An 18,988-nucleotide genomic window follows, 5' to 3' on the forward strand; every position below is an offset into this window, starting at 1 on the left:
GCGGCCATGCGACGGCCGCCCCGCCCCCCTTCGTACGTCTAGGCCCCCTTCGGGGGTGTACGGGGCAGCCGGGTCGCCGCCGCCGCGGCGAACAGGCAGAACCCGAGCACCCACCAGAACGTGTCGCCGAACGCCGCGGAGACGTCCGCGCCCCGCTCCGTGAGCCGGCTCTCCAGCACCACCGCCAGGGCCGCCGTGCCCACCGAACCGCCCACCGTGTTCAGCAGGTTGAGCGCACCGGCGGCCCGCGGCAGCTGCTCCGGCTCGATGCGGCTGTAGACGATGTTCATCACCGGCGCGCCCACCATCGACATCCCGAAGCCGCGCACCACCAGCGCCGAGGCGATCACCGCGTCGGGCACCCCGTGGCCCAGCCAGGTGAACGGGGCCGTCCCGGCGAGGATCAGCACGATGCCCGCCACCACCAGGGTCCTCGGCGCCACCTTGACGATGGTCCGGTTGACGAGCACCGAACCGGCCGCCGCCCCCAGCCCCTGGGGAGCGAGCAGCAGCCCCGCCTCCCACGCCGACATGGACCGGCCCGACTGGAAGTACAGCGGCAGCAGGAACATCGTGCCGAACACCGAGGCCCCCAGCACCACCAGCGCCAGCGCGGCGGCCCCGAACGGCGGCCGGGCGAACAGCCGGGGATCGACCAGCGGGGTGGCGCGCGTGCGCAGTCCGTGCGCGGTGAACGCGCCCAGCATCACCACACCGGCCACCACCCCCGCCGCAGCCGGGACCGTACGGCCGTGGGCGACCTCGGTCAGCCCGTACACCAGCACCGCGAGCCCCGGGGACAGCAGCAGCGCGCCCCGCAGGTCGAATGCGGTGCGCCCGGGGGCCGGGGGCACCACCGGCACATGGCGGCGGGCCAGCAGCATCGCGGCCGCGCCGATCGGCAGGTTGATCAGGAACAGCCACGGCCACGGCGCCACGGCCAGCACGGAGCCGCCGGCCAGCGGGCCGAAGACCGGTGACAGCAGCGGAACCACGGCGACGATGCTGATGACCTTCCCGGTGCGTCCCGGTCCCGCCACCCGGGCCAGCAGCGCCTGCCCGGTCGCCGGAAGCAGCCCGCCGCCCAGCCCCTGGATCACGCGGAACACGATGAGGCTGGTCACCGACCAGGCCGCCGCGCACAGCAGCGAGCCGAGCAGGAACACGCCGACCGCCGCGAGCCAGACCCGCCGGCCGCCGAACCGGCCGGCCAGCCAGCCGGACGCGGGGACGGCGGCGACGACGGCCAGCAGATAGGCCGTGGTGACCCACTGGATCTCGGCGACCGACGCGCCGAACTCCTCGGTGAGCCGGTCGAGTCCGACGCTGACGATGGTCGCGTCGAGCGAGGCCATGAAGGTGCCGAGGACCAGGATGAACGCGACCCGCAGCAGATCCCGGTCCACGCGCCCGTCCGGTGGCGCGGTCGCCGCGGTCATCGGTCCTCCAGGAGGGCGCGCACGTCCGCGTCCAGGTGGTGCTCCAGGTTCCGCAGCAGCTCGACGAGCCGGTCCGCGAATCCGGTGACGTCCGTGCCGGCCCGGTGGGCGAGGACGCCCGTCCAGCCGTCGCCGTCCGGCATCACGGTCAGGGTCGCGGGGTGGTGGGTGGACTCCCGGAACCGGGTGGCGAGCACGGTCAGTCCGGGGGCGGGTTCGCGCAGCCGCTCGGGGTCGACCGGGTAGTTCTCGAACACCACCATGCTGTCGAACAGCCGGCGCCGGCCGGTGATCCGCTCCAGGTCGGCCAGGGCCACGTGGTGGTGCTCGACCAGCTCGCGCTGGCGGGCCTGCAGGTCGGTGAGCGCGGCGGCCAGCGTGCCGTCGAGCCGGGCCCGCACCGGCACGGTGTTGGCCAGCAGGCCGATGATCTCCTCCACGCCGTCCAGCTCCGGGGGCCGGCTGGAGACCATGGCGCCGAAGCAGACGTCCCGCAGTCCCGAGCGCCGGGCGAGCAGCACCGCCCAGGCGCCCTGGACCAGGGTGTTCGGGGTCAGGCCGCGTCCGGCGGCGAGCCGGGTCAGCCGGTCCACGAGCGCCGCGTCGAACGTGATGACCTCGGGCTCCTGCCAGGCCGGGCCGCTGTCGCCGCCGCCCAGGTAGTCGCCCTCGGGCAGCCCGTCGAGTTCGGCCGCCCAGGCGTCCAGGTCCGGTTGGTGCTCCGCGCACCAGTCGAGGTAGGCGGCGAACGGGACGGGGGCCGGCAGCTCGGGCGCGCGGTTCCCGGTGCGCGCGGTGTAGAGGGCGAACAGCTCGCCGAGGACGCGCGGCGCGGACCAGCCGTCGGAGAGGGCGTGATGGCTGGTCAGGACGAGGTCGGCGCGCTCGGGGCCGCGCCGGATCACGGTGATGCGGTAGAGCGGGCCGCGGGTGAGGTCGAAGGATTCGGCCAGGTCGGCGGCGAGCACCTCGTCGGCCGGGGCGTCGGTGACGCGGAACTCCGGCCGGGGCGCGGCGGGGACGACGGCGAACGAGGCGGGGAAGACCGCGCCCAGGTTCGGGTGCCGGGCCAGCAGGTCGTCGCCCGCGCCGCGCAGCGCGTCGGTGTCGAGCGGGCCGGCGAGCGAGAACACCGACTGCACGGTGTACGGGTCGGGGCGCTCGGTGCGCGAGTGCCGCAGCATCACCTCCTGGAGCGGTGCGAGCGGCTGCACGGCGGCGCCCGGCCGGTCCCCGAGCGCGCCGGTTCCGGGCGCGTCGGCGAGCCGCAGCAGCGCGGCCTCCAGCTGCCCGGCCAGCTCCTCGATCTCCGTGCCGGTGAACAGCGCGGCCGGCCAGGTGATCCGCACGCCGAGCATGTCGTCACGGACCAGGGCGTTGACCATCAGGCTGTACGGGAGGGGCATCGGGCCGGAGCCGTCGGAGCCGAGCGGGTCGGCGTCCGGGGCCGGCTGCCAGGGCGTCTCCGTGTCGGGGGCGCCGGGGTACTGGCCGAGGTAGTTCCAGGCGATCTCCGGCCGGACCGGGTCGAGGAGCCCGGCCGCGGTGAGGATGCCGTGGCCGAGGCCGTCGCCCTGGGCGCGCAGCCGCTCGCGGACGGCCGGTACGTCGTCGGCGGCGGCGAGCCGGACGGGATGGATCGCGGTGAACCAGCCCACGGTCTGGGAGAGGTCCACCTCGCGGGGCCGGCCGTGGCTCTCCAGGGCGACCAGCAGTTCCGGGGTGCCGCGCCAGTCGCCTACCGCCCGCGCCAGGGCCGTGAGCAGCACGGCGTCCGGGGTGGTGCGGTGGGCGGCCGGGAGGGTGGTGACCAGGGCGCGGGTGGCGTCCGCGCCGAGCCGGATCTCGTGGTGCGCGGCGGTGTCCACGGTGTCGCGGGCGGGGTCGAGCGGCCGGGTGAGGGGCGCGGTGGCCGTCATCCGCCGCCAGTGCGGGAGTTCGTGGCGCCGGTCGGCGTCGCGCAGGGTGCGGGCCCAGCCGAGGAAGGACTGGCCGTGCCGGGTGAGTGCGCCCCCGTCGTGGGCGTGCCGGAGGTCGTCCAGGAGGATGCGCCAGGACACCCCGTCGGCCACCAGGTGGTGGGCGAGCAGGACGAGCCGGCCGGGCCGGTCGGGTCCGGCGTCCACGTGGATCGCGCGCAGCAGGGGGCCGGTGCGCGGGTCCATCGCGGCGCGTGCCGCCGCGATCGCGGCGTCGGCGGCGGCGCGCGGGTCGCCGCCCGCGGGGACGCGGGTCAGGACGTCGGCGCCGGTGACCTCGCCCACCGGCGGGATGCGCAGGACGTCGTGCGCGGCGCCGAGGCGGGCGCGCAGCACGTCGTGCCGGGCCAGCAGGGCGTCGAGCGCGGTGCGCAGGCGGTCCTCGTCGCCGCCGGCCGGTACGCAGACCTCGACCCACTGGCAGAAGCCGTCGGCGGCCCGGCCCGCGCGGTGCAGCAGGTCGCGCATGACCGGGGTCAGCGGGGCGTCGCCCACGGCCGGGGCGGCCTCGCCGACGAGGGCGCGGGCGCGGGCGGCGATTCCGGCGACGGTCTCGCCGTCGAACACGTCCTTCGGGCTCAGCCCGAGCCCCTGGCGGCGTACTCGGGAGACCAGTTGGAGGGAGACGATGCTGTCGCCGCCGATGTCGAAGAAGTTGTCGTCGGGGCCGATGTCGTCGCGGCCCAGGACGTCCCGGAACACGGCGAGCAGCAGTTCCTCCGCCTCGGTGGCGGGTTCGCGCCGGGCGGCGGAGCCGGTGGCGGGGGCGGGCAGCGCGGCGGCGTCCAGCTTGCCGCTCGGGCTGAGCGGAAGGCGGTCCAGGGGGACGAGCGCGGTGGGCACCATGTGGTCGGGCAGCCGCTCGGCGAGGTGGGCGCGCAGCCCGGCGGGGTCGAAGCCGGCGTCGTCGGCCGGGATGACGTAGCCGACGAGCCGGCCCTCGCGCAGGACGACGGCGCAGGCGCGGACGTCCGGGTGGCCGGTGAGGACGGTCTCGATCTCGCCCAGTTCGACGCGGAAGCCGCGCACCTTGATCTGGTGGTCGGCGCGGCCGAGGAAGACCAGCTGGCCGTCGTGGCGCCAGCGCACCAGGTCGCCGGTGCGGTACATGCGGGTGCCGGGCGGGCCGTAGGGGTCGGCGACGAAGGTGCCGGCGGTGCGGCCGGGGCGGCCGAGGTAGCCGCGGGCCAGGCTGGGGCCGCCGAGGTACAGCTCCCCGGTGACGCCGACGCCGACCGGCTGGAGTCCGCCGTCGAGGACGTAGGCGCGGACGTTGGGGTCGGGGCGGCCGATGGGCAGCGGTCCGGCGTCGTCCGGGTCGTAGTGCCAGGTGGTGGAGTTGATGGTGACCTCGGTGGGGCCGTAGGCGTTGAACAGCGCCCTTCGGCCCCGGCCCCAGCGGTGGGCGAGTTCCGGGTCGAGGCGTTCGGCGCCGACGACGAAGAGCACGTCGGGGTCGACGGTGCGGTCGTCGGGCATGGCGGCCAGGAACGACGGCAGCAGGTTCACGCCGGTGACCCGGTGCTCGGCGATGTAGTCGAGGAGTTCGTCGCCGGGGACGCGGACCTCCTCGGGGGCGATGACGGAGGTCCCGCCGGACAGCAGCGGCACCATGGTCTGCCAGAACGCCACGTCGAAGCCGGTCGAGGCGAAGTGCAGATAGCGGTCGTGCTCGGTGACGCCGACGACCTCCTCCTGGAGGGCGATGAGGTCGGGCACGCCCCGGTGGGTGACGCCGACGCCCTTGGGGCGGCCGGTGGTGCCGGAGGTGTAGATGACGTACGCGAGGGCGTCGTCGGTGAGCCGGGCGCGCGCCTCGGCCGGGTCGGTGTCGGGTACGGAGGCCAGGGTGGCCGGGTCGTCGAGGCGCAGGACGGGCAGGTCGCGGTCGACGGGCAGTTCGGCGCCGGTGGTCACCACGGCCGCCGGCGCGATGTCGTCGAACATGTACGCGAGCCGTTCGCGCGGGTAGGCCGCGTCCATCGGCACGTACACCGCGCCGGCCTTGGCCACGCCGAACAGGGCGACGGTCATCTCGACGTCCCGGCCGATGAGGACCGCGACGGGGTCCTGGGGCCGGACGCCGCGGGCGATGAGCGCGTGGGCGAGCCGGTTGGCCTGCCGGTCGAGTTCGTCGTAGGTGAGGCTGCGGTCGCGGCAGACCAGTGCCTCGGCGCCGGGCTTGCGGCGGACCCAGTGGGCGAACTCCGCCAGCCAGTGGCCGCGTTGCCGGACGGGGACGACCTCGGTGCCGGTGCGCAGGACGCGGGCCCGCTCGCCGGCGTCGAGGGTGGGCAGGACGAGCGCGGGCCGGTCCGGGTCGTCGGTGATCTCGCGCAGCAGGTTGAGGAGCCAGCGTCCGTAGTCGCGGACGGTGTCCCGGTCGAAGGCGCGGGGCTGGTGGCCGAGGCCGATGGTGATCTCGTCGCCGGGGATCACGATGACGGTGAGGGCGTAGTGGGTGGCGTCGGTGATGTCCACGCCGGTGAGGTCGAGGCCGGGGGCGAGCGGGGTGCGGGTGCGGCTGGAGAGCGGGAAGTTCTCCATGACGAGCATGGTGTCGAAGAGTTCGCCGATGCCGGCCGCCCGCTGGATGCCGGGCAGGCCCACGTGGTGGTGGTCGGCGAGGGCGACGCTCTCGGCGTGCACCCGGGCCATGAGGTCGGTGACGGTGCGCTGTGCGTCGTACCGGACGCGGACCGGGACGGTGGTGCCGAGCTGGCCGATCATCGACTCGACGCCGTCGACCTCGGCGGGCCGGCCGGAGACCGGGCAGCCGAACACGACGTCGCGGCGGCCGGTGAGCCGGCCGAGCAGCAGGCCCCAGGCGGTCTGCAGGACGGTGGTCAGGGTGACGCCCCGGTCGCGGGCGAAGGCGCGCAGCCGGTCGCTGAACTCGCGGCCCAGCTCGACGGTTTCGCGGCCGGGCCGTTCGGTGCCGGTGGAGGTGGTGGCGGGTGCCAGCCGGGTGGCGTCCTCGACGCCGGCGAGCGCCTCGCGCCAGGCGGTGAGCGAGGCCTCCCGGTCCCGGCCGGCCAGCCAGCGGAAGTACTCCTGGAGGGGCGGGGAGACGGGTGCTGCGGGGCCGCCGCCGAGTTCGGCGTAGATCGCGAGGAGGGTGCGGCCGACGATGGGCATGGACCAGCCGTCGAGCAGGGCGTGGTGGTTGGTGATGACGAGCTTGTGCTCGGCGGGTCCGACGCGGGAGAGCAGGAAGCGGATGAGCGGGGGCACGGCCGGGTCGAAGGGGCGTTCCAGGTCGGCGCGGGCGGCCTCGGCGAAGTCGTCGTCGCGCCGCCATTCCAGGGCGACGCCGGCGGGTATCACCTGGATCACCTCGTCGCCGGCGGTGGCGAGGTGGACGCGCAGGGCGGGGTGGCGGCGCAGCAGTTCGCGGGCGGCGCGTTCCATCCGGTCGGGTTCCAGTTCGCCGGACAGGGTGGTGACGGCCTGGACGACGTAGACGTCGGTGTCCGTCTCGTCCCGTACCAGGGTGTGGAAGGAGAGTCCGACCTGGAGCGGGGTGGCGGGCAGTACGTCGCTGACGCGGCCGGTGCGTTCCAGGGCGTCGATGGTGTCCTGGTCGAGGTCCACCAGCGGCAGGTCACTGGGGGTGAGTCCGCCGTCGGTGTGCAGGGCGTGCGCGGCCAGGGCGTCCAGTGCGGCGGCCCAGGCGTCCTGGAGGGCGGTGACGGCGCCGTCACCGAGGATCTCGCCGGCGGCGGTCCACTCGACGGCGAGGCGGGGTGCGTCGCCCTCGTGGACGAAGCAGTTGAGGGCGAGCACCTGTTCCAGGGCCTTGGCGTCCGGTTCGGTCACCGAGAAGGCGTCGTGCTCGGGCAGCCGCCAGCCCTCGGCGGCCTGCGGGGCGAACCGGCCCAGGTAGTTGAGCAGGACGTCCGGCGGCGGGACCGCCGCGAGTGCGGGGCTCGTCTCCGGGTCGAGGTGGCGCAGCACCCCGTAGCCGATGCCGCCGTCCGGGACGGCGCGGCGGGCCTCCTTGGCGGCGCGCAGGACGTCGCGGACGTCGTCGGACGCGGGGACGCGTACGGGGAACTCGCTGGTGAACCAGCCGACCGTGCGGGCCAGGTCGAGGTGTTCGCGGCCGTGGCCCTCCAGCGAGACGGTGACGGCGTCGTCGCGCAGGCCCCAGCCGCGCAGGGCGAGGACGAGGGCGGCGAGCAGCACCTCGTCCACGCCGGCCCGGTAGGCGGCGGGCAGGGTGGTGAGGAGGGCCTCGGTGGCCTCGGGCGAGGCGGTGGTGACGGTGCGCCGGGCGGTGGCCGCGGTGTCGCGTGCGGGGTCGAGGGGGCGGGCGCCGAGCCGGGGCGAGGAGTCCAGCGCGGCGCGCCAGTGGGCGAGTTCGCCGCGCCGGGCGCCGCCCGCGCCCTGTTCGGCGAGGACCCGGGCGTGCCGGCGCCAGGACGTGCCGGCGGGTTCGGGGGTGCCGCCGGCGCAGGCGGTGTGGAGGTCGGGGAGCAGGACGCGCCAGGAGACGCCGTCCATGGCGAGGTGGTGCACGACGACGACCAGCCGGTCCGGTTCGCCGTCGGGGGTGCGGAGCAGGGCGGCGCGCACCAGGTCGCCGGTGCGCGGGTCGAGCGCTCCGGCCAGCCGCCGGGCAAGGGCGTCCACCTCTTCGCCGCGGGTCTCCTCGACGGCGGCGCGGACCGTGCCGCGCGGCAGCACCTCCAGGCCGTCGGCGACGCGCAGCCGCAGGGCGTCGTGGTGGTCGAGGAGGGTCTGCACGCCCCGGTCCAGCTGCTGCGGGGTGAGGGCGTCCACGTACAGGGCGGTCCACTGGGCGTATCCGGCGACGGTGTCGACGTCCGGGTGCGGGTCGAGCAGGGCGCGCACGATGGGCGGGGCCGGTACGGGGCCGGCCGGCTCGTCGGCGGGGCCCGTCGTCTCTTCGAGGAGTTCGGCCGATGCGGCGAGCGCGGCGAAGGTGCGGCGGTCCAGCAGGTCCTTGGGGCGCAGGCCGAGGCCGCGGGCGCGCAGTCTGCTGCTGACGGTGATGGCGGTGATGCTGTCCCCGCCGAGGGCGAAGAAGTCGTCGTCCACGCTCACCCGTTCGACGTCGAGCGCTTCGGCGAGGACGGCGCACAGCAGCCGTTCGCGGTCGGTGCCGGGCTCCCGGCCGCCGCCGGGCAGGGCGGGGGCGGGCAGGGCGGCGCGGTCGAGCTTGCCGTTGGGGGTGACGGGCAGGGCGTTCAGTACGACGACGGCGGCGGGCACCATGGGGGCGGGCAGCCGCTCGGCGAGCAGGGTGCGGGCCTGGTCGCCGGTGAGGGAGGCGGACACGATGTAGCCGACGAGCCGGGAGGAGAGGACGCGTGCGGCGGCGGCGGTGACGCCGGGCAGGGCGGCGAGCGCCTCCTCGACCTCGCCGGTCTCCACCCGGTGGCCGCGGATCTTGACCTGTCCGTCGCCCCGGCCGCCGTACTCCAGGCCGCGGCCGGGCAGCCAGCGGGCCAGGTCTCCGGTGCGGTACATCCGGTCGCCGGGGGCGCCGAACGGGTCGGCGACGAAGCGTTCGGCGGTGGCGGCGGGGCGGCCGAGGTAGCCGCGGGCCAGGTGGGGGCCGGCCAGGTACAGTTCGCCGGCGGTGCCGGGCGGGACGGGCTGCAGGGCGTTGTCCAGGACGTAGACCCGGGTTCCGGCGAGGGGGTGCCCGATGACGGGTTCGCCGTCGTCGACGCGGGCGGTGGTGCTGTCCACGGTGGCTTCGGTCGGCCCGTACATGTTGCGTGCGGGGATGCCGGAGGCGGCGACGCGGCGCCACAGGGCGGGCGGGGTGGCCTCGCCGCCGAGGACGAGCAGGGCGGGCGGCAGGTCGAACAGGCCGGCGTCGATGAGCGGGGCCGCCATCGAGGGGGTGGTGTCCACGATGTCGATGCCGTCGCGGGCGTACGCGGCGAGCAGGGCGTCGGCGTCGCGGGTGGTGTCGGCGTCGTAGATGTGGAGTTCGTGCCCGCACAGCAGCCAGACGAGGTGTTCGAAGGCGGAGTCGAAGGCGAAGGAGTAGGTGTGCGCGGCGCGCAGCCGGCGTCCTGCGGCCCGTTCGGTCTCGGCGACGACGGTGGCCCGCTGGTGGTGCAGCAGGCCGGCGAGGCCGCCCGCGCGGCCCAGTACGCCCTTGGGGCGGCCGGTGGAGCCGGAGGTGTGGATGACGTAGGCGAGGTCGTCGGGGTGGCGGGGGCGGGAGAGTTCGGCGGTGGCCAGCGGGGCGCCGGAGAGCGCGGCGGCCTCGTCGGCGAGGGTCTTCCAGGGCAGTCCGTCGACGGTGCCGTCGGTGAGGACGAGGGCGGGGCGGGTGTCGTCGATGAGTCCGCGCAGCCGCTCGGCCGGGTGTGCGGCGTCCAGCGGCAGGAAGGCGGCGCCCGCGTGGAGGACGGCGAGCAGGGCGACGACGGCGTCGGCGGAGCGCGGCAGGGCGAGGGCCACCACGTCCTCGGCGCCGATGCTGCGGGCGCGCAGGGCGCGGGCCACGCGGTGGACGCGGTCGGCGAGTTCGGCGGCGGTGAGCCGTTCGGCGCCGCAGACCAGGGCGATGTCGCCGGGACGGGCCGCGGCCATCGCGTCGAAGGCGGCGGGTATGTCGGCGGGGGTGCCGGGCAGGGCGGGTGGGCTCCACCGGTCGAGCAGTGCGGCGGTGTCGGCGGCGAGGGCGATCCGGGCGACGGGCAGGCCGGCGGTCAGTCCGGACAGCAGGGCGCGCAGGGCGCTCATCAGGGCGTCCACGGCGGCCTGGTCCTTGGCGCGGGCGTCGACCTCGAAGCCGAGCAGGAGGCCGCCGTCGCGGGTCGGCAGCACGCTGAGGCCCATGTCCTCGGGCGGGCCGCCGGCGACGTTGCGCATGACGCCGGCCGCGCCGGCGAAGTCGAGGGTCAGGTCGAACGCCTTGAGGTTGATGCCGCGTCCGTGCAGCAGCGCGCCCGCGCCGGGCACGCCGAGGTCGCGGGGCAGGTCCTCGCCCCGGTAGCGCTGGTGGTCGCGCATCTCCCGCATGGCGGCGGCGACCCGCCGGCTCAGCTCGCCGAGCCGGTCGCCGCCGCGCACGGTCACCCGCAGCGGCAGCACGTTGACCGCCATGGAGGGGGTGCGCAGGGCGGTGGAGCCGGTCCGGCACATCAGCGGGAGGGCGAAGACGACGTCGGTGCGGCCCAGCATGCGGTGCAGGAAGGCGGCGTAGCAGGCGATCAGCGCCTCGCCCCAGGCGACGCCCTCGGCGGCGGCGAAGGCGCGCAGGGCGGCGGTCTCCTCGGGGCCGATCTCGGCGCGCGCGGTGAGCGTACGGGCGGGGGCGCCGCCGGCGGCGGGGCCGTCGTCGGTGCCGAGGTCGGGCAGCGGGGTGAAGCGTTCGACCCAGTAGGCGCGGTCCTCGGCGGCCCGGTCGCTCTCCCGGTAGGCGGTGTCCTCGGCGACGAGCGCCGCGAAGGAGCCGAAGTTGGCGCGGGGCGGCTCGGTGGCGCGGACGCGGGCGGTGTAGTGGGCGGCGGTGCGCCGGGCGAGCATGGCGGCGGTGTAGCCGTCGAAGACGAGGTGGTGGCCGAGCTGGGTGTACCAGACCTCGTGGTCGGAGAGCCTGATGACGGTACGCGCGTACAGCGGGCGGTCCGTCATGCCGCGGGTGGCCTCGGCGAGCCGGGCGCGTTCGGCGGTGACGTACTCGCGGGCCGCGGCGGCGGGGTCGTCCTCGGTGCTGAGGTCGATGACCGGGGGCAGGGCGACGGGGTCGGTGCAGACCGCCTGGCGCGGTCCGTCCGGGGTGTCGTACACCCGGAGCCGGAGGCTTTCGGCCTCCTCGGTGGTGGCCCGGACGGCGTGGGCGAGGGCGTTCGTGTCGACCGGTTCGCCGCCGGTGATCTCGATGACGTCGCCGACGACGTAGTAGGGCGAGTCGGGTTCGATGCGCTGGGCGTTCCAGATGCCGAGTTGGGCGCCGGTCAGGGGGAGAAGGCCGTCCGGGGACACGCTCGCGGTGGTCAACTTACTCTCCTTGCAGGGTGGGGACGACCATCGGAGTTCCGGTCACGGGGTCCGGGACGACGACGCTGGGCAGGTCGAACACGTCCTTGATCAGCGTGGCGTCCACGATGTCCGCGGGGTCGCCCTCGGCGACCACGGAACCGGCCTTCATGGCGATCAGGTGGTCGGCGAAGCGGCAGGCCTGGTTGATGTCGTGCAGTACGGCGACGACGGTGCGGCCCTCGTTGCGCAGCCGGGCGAGCAGGCCGAGCAGTTGGTACTGGTGGGTGATGTCGAGGAACGAGGTGGGTTCGTCGAGCAGCAGGTAGGGCGTCTGCTGGGCGAGCACCATGGCCATCCAGACCCGTTGCCGCTGGCCGCCGGAGAGTTCCCGTACGAACCGGTCGGCGAGGTCGGCGACGCCGGCCGCGGCCAGTGCCCCGTCGACGGCCTCCTGGTCGCCGTCCGACCACAGGGCCAGCAGCGACTGGTGCGGGAAGCGGCCGCGGGCCACGAGCTGGCGGACCTTGATGTCCTCGGGCGCGGTGGGGTCCTGCGGCAGGAAGCCGAGGTGTTTGGCCAGCGCCTTGGTGCCGAAGGCGCCGACCTCGCGGCCGTCGAACTCGACGTGTCCGGAGTGCGGTTTCAGCAGCCGGACCAGCGCGCTGAGGAGGGTGGACTTCCCGCAGGCGTTGGGGCCGACGACGGCGGTGAACGCGCCGTCGGGTATGTCGAGGGTGAGCCGCGTGGACACGACCCGGTCTCCGTAGCGCAGGGTGATGTCCCGCGCAGTCAGGCGTGCGGTCACGCGCGCCTCACCTCCTTGGTCAGCAGCCAGATCAGGTAGCAGCCGCCGATCGCGGTGCTCACGACGCCCACGGGCAGGGCGACGGGCGCGAGCAGCATCTGGGCCAGCAGGTCCGCGCCCTGGAGCAGGACGGCTCCGGTCAGCGCGGCGGGGAGCAGGGGGATACCGGCGGCGCCCGCGAGCCGGCGGCCGATCTGCGGGGCGGCCAGCGCGATGAACGCGATGGGCCCGGCCACGGCGGTGACGGTGGCGGTGCAGCCGACGCCGACGAGGACCATGAGCAGCCGCAGCCGGTCGAGTCCGACTCCGGTGGTGACGGCGATCGGGTCGCCGAGTGCCGCCTGGTGCATGGCGTGGGCGCGGGTGGTCATCAGGAGCAGCAGTACGGCGATGACGGTGAAGGGAATGCCCAGGTCCTCCCAGCCGACGCCGTTGAGCGAGCCGGCGCTCCAGCCGACGGCGGCGATCGCCACCTCCAGTTCGGCGCGGAGCACGATCCAGGAGTTGATCGCGGTGATCATGGCGTTGACGGCGATGCCGATGACCACGAGCCGCAGCCCGGAGAAGCCGTGTTCGAGCGAGAGCAGGTAGATGGCGGCGGCGACGACGAGCCCGCCGGCCACGGAGCCGATCGCGAGCTGTGCGGAGGTGCCCGACAGTACGGTGATGGCGACCAGGGCGCCGGTGTAGGCGCCGGCGTCGAGGCCGATGACGTCGGGGCTGCCCATGGGGTTGCGGGTGAGGTTCTGGAAGATGGCCCCGGCGACGCCGAGCGCGGCGCCGAAGACGAGGCCGGCCAGCACGCGCGGCAGCCGCCAGTCCCGGATCACCACGGAGTGCTCCGTACCGGTGAGGACGGCGAACACCCGTGCGGGGGACGACCATGACGCCCCGTAGCAGAGGCCCAGCAGGCCGAGGCCGAGGATCAGGGCGAGCAGTACGGCGACGAGCGCCACCGTGCGGCGTTCGGCGCGCAGTCCGAGCAGGTTCACAGCTCCCCCGCCCCGTGGCGGCGGACCGCCCAGATCAGCATGGGGCCGCCGAGGAACGCGGTGACGATGGCCACGGGGACCTCACCTGTGGGCAGCAGGACGCGGGAGGCGATGTCGGCCACCAGCAGCAGAACGGGCCCGAGCACCATGGTGTAGAGGATCAGCCAGGGTACGGAGCCGGCGGCGGGTTTGCGTACGAGGTGGGGCACGATCAGTCCGACGAAGAGGATGGGCCCGGCCACGGCCGTCGCCGCGCCGCTGAGCACGGTGATGAGGACGAGGGTGACGAGCCGGACCCGGCCGACGTGGGCGCCCAGGGTGTGCGCCACGTTGTCGCCGAGGGTGAGGGCGTTGAGGGCCCGGCTCAGCAGCAGCGCGGCGGCCAGCGAGACCGCGATCGCGGTCAGCGGCCATTCCAGCGGGGCCTGTTCGCGCCCGGCGAGGGTGCCGACGGACCAGAAGCGGTAGACGTCGAAGGTGTCGGGGAGCATGAGGCGCAGCCCGAGGGAGACGCCGCTGAGCACGGCGGTCAGCGCCACTCCGGTGAGGACCAGGCGCAGGGGCGAGCTCCGGCCGACCGCGGCGACCAGCAGTGCCGCGATCGCGGAGCCGACGACGGCGAAGCCGAGCTGGCCGGTCTGGCCGGAGGCCAGACCGATCGCGGACCCGATGGTGACGGCGAACCCGGCACCCGCGGTGACTCCGAGGATGCCGGGCTCGGCCAGCGGGTTGCGGGCGAGCGTCTGGATCAGCGCGCCGGCCACGGCCAGCGCGGCGCCCACGGCGACGGCGAGCAGCGCGCGCGGTGCGCGTACGTCCCGTACGACGACGTGGTCGTCGGTGCCCGCGTAGTCGAACAGCGCGCGTACGACCTCGCCGGGGGCGACGTGGCGGGCCCCGACGCCCATGCTGAGGACGGCGAGTACGGCCAGCAGCACCAGTCCGCCGGCGAGGAAGGCGGTCCGGGAGACGGCCCGCCGGGTCCCCGCCTTCTCGGACGCGCGGCCCGCGACGGTCACCGGTTCAGCAGCGGAGCGAGCGACTTGTCGATCGCGTCCAGGGTCATCAGGGCCTCGCCGTAGGTGGCGGCCTCGGTGTAGCGGTAAGGGAAGACCTTGCCGGCCTTGACGGCGGGCAGGTTCTTCCAGAGCTTGGAGTCCAGGACGTACTTGACGGACTCCGAGACGCTGCCGTCGGCGTTGACCGAGTACGTCAGGACGTCGGCCTCGCCGAACGCCTCGGGAAGCTCCTCGATGGAGGGGTATTCGCTGACCGCGCGGGAGCCCGGTCCGGGCTCCTTCACCTTGCCGTAGTAGGTGATGCCCAGGTCCTCGGCGACGTTGGTGCCCCAGGAGCCGTTGAACTCGCGCTGGAAGGTGCCCTTGGCGGTGTCGCCGTACGCGCCGACGTGGCCGAACTTGAGCTTGGGCAGGACGTCCTTGTACTTCTCCGCCAGTTCGGCGGCCTTGGTGTCGTACGCCTTCTTCTGGGCGTCGAACTGCTCCAGCGCGCCGGCGGCGTCGGCCTGCTTGCGGGAGAGGTCGCGCCAGGCGGACGGCACGCTGGGGCCGATCGCGACGACGGGGGCGATGGATTCGAGCCGCTTCATGTCGATGTCGCCGAGCACGGGGGCCGGCACGCCGATGACGATGAGGTCGGGTTCGGCCTCGGCGACGGCCTCGTAGTTGGTCTCGGCCGCCTGCTCGCCCGCCACCTTGGTGAGCTTCTTGTAGGTGGCCAGGTCCTCCTTGTTCATCATCGGTTCGCCGCGCTTCCACGACGAGATGCCGACCAGCGGTGCGTCGGCCTGGATGAGCGCGGGCACGGCGTAGCCGGTGGCCACCACACGCTTGGGGTGCGCCGGGATCTTGATCTTGCCGTTGTCCGCGGCGAACACCCGGGTCTTGCTCTTCTCCGAGGCGGAGTCCGACCCGCCGTCGGAGGACGACCCGCATCCGGCCAGTACGAGGGCCAGCGCGACGGCGCCGACCAGGCCGGACGATCTGCGTATGGACATTCCGAAGCTCCTTGCTACTTAGGTAAGGCTCACCTTAGTTGATGGCCTTTCGGCAGGACAACTCGGGGTGGCGGGGCCCCGGTCCGGCCGGTCGTTCAGTGGTCGTGCCCGTGCTCGTGGTCATGCCCGTGGTCGTGCCCGTGGTCGTGGTCGTCCTCGTCGAAGTCCGCGACGCCGCGCTTCCAGTAGCCGGTGATGTCGTAGTCCGCCTTGTCCAGGCGCAGTTCGTCCCGGACCCAGCGGCGCAGCGGCTTGATCTGCCCGGCCTCGCCGGCGACCCAGACGTAGGCCCGCTCCCCCTCGGGCACGGTCACCGCGGTCACGGCGCGGACCAGCGCGTCGCCGGAGCCGGCGGGCCGGTCGCCCCGGTGCAGCCAGCGCACCTCGAAGCCCTCGGGCGCGTCCAGTTCGATCTGCTCGTGGGCGCCCGCGACCTCGACGAAGGCCCAGCCCCTGGCCGTCCGGGGCAGCTCCTCCAGCCATCGCGCGACGGCGGGCAGGGCGGTGAGGTCGCCGACGAGCAGATAGCGGTCGTAGGTGTGGGGCACGATCAGTCCGCCGGGCGGGCCCGCGACATGGATGGTGTCGCCGGGCTGCGCCTTGCCGGCCCAGTCCGAGGCGAGTCCGCCCTCGTGCACGGCGACGTCGATGTCGATCTCGCCGGTGGCGGGGTCGTAGCGGCGCACGGTGTACTCGCGGGAGGTGGGCACCGGCCGGGGCCAGCGCAGCATCGACCCGTTGCGCTCGGGCAGCCGCAGGGTGCCGTCCGGCTCCCGGAAGATCAGTTTCACGTGCTCGTCGGGCGCGTGGGCCTCGAACCCCTCGGTTCCGGGGCCGCCCAGCGTCACGCGCAGCAGCCCGGCGCCGACGGGGGCCGTGCGTACGACCTCGGCCTCCCGGATGCCGATCGGGTAGCCGACCTTCTCGGCGTGCCGCCCCTCGCGCACCTCGGCGATCCGGGCCAGATGGCGGTCGCGGTGGTCGGTGCGGCTCATGCGCCCTCACCCGCCAGCAGCGTCTGCCAGTGGGCGAGTTCGGGCTGCTCGAAGAGGTCGGGGAACTCCAGCGTGGTCGCCCCCGCCGCACGCCAGCGCTCGACCAGAGTCATGATCCGCATCGAGTCGAGCCCGAGGTCGACCAGATTGTCGTCGGACGCGATCTCGCCGGGCTCGCAGCCCAGCAGTTCGGCGATGTCGGCCCTGACACGGTCGGGCGACAAGGTCGGACTCATCGGGGGTACTCCTTCGGGGGGTGGGCCGCCGGCAGGCGGCCGAAGCGGCGGTTCTACGGAGCCCGGCGAGGGGTCCGGTACGCGAACGGGCGCCCCGAGCGGGACTGTTCGCGGGATACGGGGGCGGCGGAGGCGCCGGCGGGCCCGCCGGGGAACCGGGGCGCGCGGCGGGGGATCACGGACGCGGCGCAGCGCGACGCGCGCGGCGTCGCCCGCCGTGGGGCGCATCGGCCTCCCCCTGATTCCACGCCCACACAGTCCCCCTCAAGACAAGGCGAGGCTAACCTAACATCGACAGGTGCGACACGGGCACCCCGCCCACCAACCGGGCGGCCGGAGTGCGCAGTTCGCGTACCGGACTCCACCGCACGCTTCTCGCCATCCCCTGCGCGAACAGGCAAACTTAGGTTACCCTCACCTAACCTACCGTAGGGGCTGCTCCGGGTGAAGACCCGCGGCAGGCGTACCGCCGCACGGCCCGGCACAGCTCCTCCCCCGCACCTTCATCCCTGGCTCCGCAGGACGGGGCCATCGAGATCGGAGTCCTCGTGTCGCCGGCATCCCGAGCCGCCACGCACATACCCACGGCCCACCCGGCCACCGGAGCCGCCACCTCCCTCCTGGACGCCTACACACCCGGCGCGCGCTTCCTCGCCACACCGGGGCGCACCCTGCTGGCCGACGGCCCCGCGCGCCAAGTGCCGCACGGCGCCCGCCCGGTGGACCAACGGGTGACGGCCGCCCTGGCCGAAGCGGCCGACGCCGGGCAGGACGCCCCGGTGGTACTGGGCGCGATCCCCTTCGACCACACCGCCCCGGCCGCGCTGAGTGTGCCCGAGAGGCTGCGCACCGCCCCGCCGCTCTCCAGCGACCCGCTCATCGCCCTCCCCTCGTCGCCGGCGGCCTCCCCCGACTGGGGCATCCGCCCGGTGCCGGAGCCGGACGTCTACGCGGCGGGTGTCGCCTCGGCGGTGGCCCGGATGTGGCGCGGCGAGTTCAGCAAGGTCGTCCTGGCCCGCACCCTCGAACTCACCTCCCCCGCGCCGCTGGACGTGCCGGCCATGCTCCAGCGGCTGGCCCGCCGCGACCCCTGCGGCCACACCTTCGCGCTCCCCACCGGCCCCGGCCGCACCCTGATCGGCGCCAGCCCCGAACTCCTCGTCTCCCGCCGGGGCCGCCGGGTCGTCGCCAACCCGCTGGCCGGTTCCACACCGCGCAGCGACGACCTCGCCGAGGACGTGCGCCGGGCCGCCGCGCTCCTGGAGTCGGCGAAGGACCTCCACGAGCACGCCGTCGTGGTGGACGCCGTGCACCAGGCGCTCGCGCCGTACTGCTCCGGCATGACCGTGCCGCCCCGGCCGACCCTGACCCGTACCGCCACCATGTGGCACCTGTCCACCACGGTCACCGGCACGCTCACCGACCCGGCCGTCTCGGCGCTCACCCTGGCCTGCGCCCTGCACCCCACGCCCGCGGTGTGCGGCACCCCGACGGACCGGGCCCGGCAGGTGCTGGCGGAGACCGAGCCCTTCGACCGCGGCTACTTCACCGGCATGGTCGGCTGGGGCGACGCGAGCGGCGACGGGGAATGGGTGGTCACGATCCGCTGCGCCGAGGCGGAGGAGCGCACCCTGCGCCTCTACGCGGGCGCGGGCATCGTCGCCGCGTCCGAGCCGGAGGCCGAGACGGCGGAGACCGCCGCCAAGTTCCGCACCTTCCTGAGCGCGGTGGGCGCCGAACTCTGAACCCGCTCCCCGCGCTCCCCGGTTCGGGGTTCAGGCCGCCAGGGCGGCGGGCTCCCCGAGCCGGGCGGCGGCGGTGCGCCAGGCCGCGGTGACGGCGAGCCGGGCCCGCGCGGTCGCCTCCGGTCCGTCGCCGTCCAGGACGAGCGGCGCGCCGACGTGGACATGGAGGCGGGGCCGCCGCAGCGGGGCGGTGGCAAGGCCCGCGAGCTGCTTGACCGGTGAGCCGGAGGTGATGCGCCGGGCACCGGCCTGCCCGACCGGGACGACCGGCACCCCGGTGCGGTGCGCGAGCCGGGCCAGCCCCCGCTGGAAGGCGCCGGGCGCGGCCTCGGCCGCGTCGTCGCGCGGCGGCAGTCCGCCCTCGGCGTAGATGAGGATGTGCCGGCCCTGTTCCAGCGCCCGCTGGGCGAGTTCGACGGACCGGCCGGCGCGGGGGTCGCCGCGGTGGACGGGGATATGGCCTTCGCGGGCGAGCGCGCGGCCCAGCAGGGGCACCCGCCACAGCCCGGCCGCCGCCATGACGACGGGGCGGGCGCCGAGGAGGCGGAGCGCGGCCAGCACGATCGCCGGGTCCGCGAGCGAGGTGTGGTTGGCGGCGATGATCCCGGCCGGCGGAAGAGCGGCCTCTGGGTCGGTGGTGAGCGTCAGCCGCCCGAAGGCGGGGACGAGTTGGCCGGCGCAGCGGCTGAGCATGGGGTTCTCCGGATTCATTCGGGACGATGCCCCATCGTCCCGAAGGGCCCGCCCGCACGCCTGAGTCGCCGTACTCATTCGCGCGTACCCCTCGTGCCGGGAACTGCGGGCGG

The 18,988-nt window shown here is 74.9% G+C and carries 10 protein-coding genes; 1 reads left to right on the plus strand and 9 read right to left on the minus strand.

Going from position 1 to position 18,988, the window contains the following annotated elements:
- Nucleotides 1-38 precede the first annotated feature (38 nt).
- The 8 genes from OG710_RS01785 to OG710_RS01820 all read right to left on the minus strand — a co-directional run bounded on the left by OG710_RS01785 (nt 39) and on the right by OG710_RS01820 (nt 16,437).
- Nucleotides 39-1,439 (minus strand): MDR family MFS transporter, encoded by a 1,401-nt coding sequence (locus OG710_RS01785; protein ID WP_330237770.1) that lies wholly within the window; start codon nt 1,437-1,439, stop codon nt 39-41.
- Nucleotides 1,436-11,410: an amino acid adenylation domain-containing protein gene (locus OG710_RS01790; protein WP_330237771.1), complete on the minus strand. Its 9,975-nt coding sequence runs from the start codon at nt 11,408-11,410 to the stop codon at nt 1,436-1,438. Before OG710_RS01790 ends, OG710_RS01785 begins: the two co-directional genes overlap by 4 nt.
- A gap of 1 nt (nt 11,411) precedes the next feature.
- Complete coding sequence (locus OG710_RS01795; RefSeq protein WP_330237772.1) at nt 11,412-12,197, minus strand: ABC transporter ATP-binding protein; 786 nt, start codon at nt 12,195-12,197, stop codon at nt 11,412-11,414.
- Entirely contained in the window at nt 12,194-13,189 is a 996-nt protein-coding gene (locus OG710_RS01800) for a FecCD family ABC transporter permease (RefSeq protein ID WP_330237773.1), read from the minus strand. Before OG710_RS01800 ends, OG710_RS01795 begins: the two co-directional genes overlap by 4 nt.
- Nucleotides 13,186-14,208 carry a FecCD family ABC transporter permease gene (locus tag OG710_RS01805; RefSeq protein ID WP_330237774.1) on the minus strand — a complete coding sequence of 341 codons (1,023 nt, stop codon included), beginning with the start codon at nt 14,206-14,208 and terminating at the stop codon, nt 13,186-13,188. The genes OG710_RS01800 and OG710_RS01805 overlap by 4 nt, the downstream gene beginning before the upstream one ends.
- Entirely contained in the window at nt 14,205-15,206 is a 1,002-nt protein-coding gene (locus OG710_RS01810; protein ID WP_330237775.1) for an ABC transporter substrate-binding protein, read from the minus strand. The genes OG710_RS01805 and OG710_RS01810 overlap by 4 nt, the downstream gene beginning before the upstream one ends.
- A gap of 95 nt (nt 15,207-15,301) precedes the next feature.
- Entirely contained in the window at nt 15,302-16,201 is a 900-nt protein-coding gene (locus OG710_RS01815; RefSeq protein ID WP_330237776.1) for a siderophore-interacting protein, read from the minus strand.
- Nucleotides 16,198-16,437: a phosphopantetheine-binding protein gene (locus OG710_RS01820; RefSeq protein ID WP_111334762.1), complete on the minus strand. Its 240-nt coding sequence runs from the start codon at nt 16,435-16,437 to the stop codon at nt 16,198-16,200. Before OG710_RS01820 ends, OG710_RS01815 begins: the two co-directional genes overlap by 4 nt.
- Nucleotides 16,438-16,985: 548 nt before the next feature.
- Between OG710_RS01820 and dhbC the strand changes: the two genes are divergently transcribed.
- The gene (gene dhbC / locus OG710_RS01825; protein WP_330237777.1) at nt 16,986-18,182 is read left to right on the plus strand and encodes an isochorismate synthase DhbC; all 1,197 of its coding nucleotides are present in this window, start codon (nt 16,986-16,988) and stop codon (nt 18,180-18,182) included.
- Between the two features lie 30 nt (nt 18,183-18,212).
- Here the strand turns inward: dhbC and OG710_RS01830 are convergent, their stop codons facing one another.
- Nucleotides 18,213-18,875 (minus strand): lysophospholipid acyltransferase family protein, encoded by a 663-nt coding sequence (locus OG710_RS01830; RefSeq protein ID WP_330237778.1) that lies wholly within the window; start codon nt 18,873-18,875, stop codon nt 18,213-18,215.
- Between the last annotated feature and the right edge of the window lie 113 nt (nt 18,876-18,988).

The sequence above is a fragment of the Streptomyces sp. NBC_00525 genome (genome assembly GCF_036346595.1).
Lineage (GTDB): Bacteria > Actinomycetota > Actinomycetes > Streptomycetales > Streptomycetaceae > Streptomyces.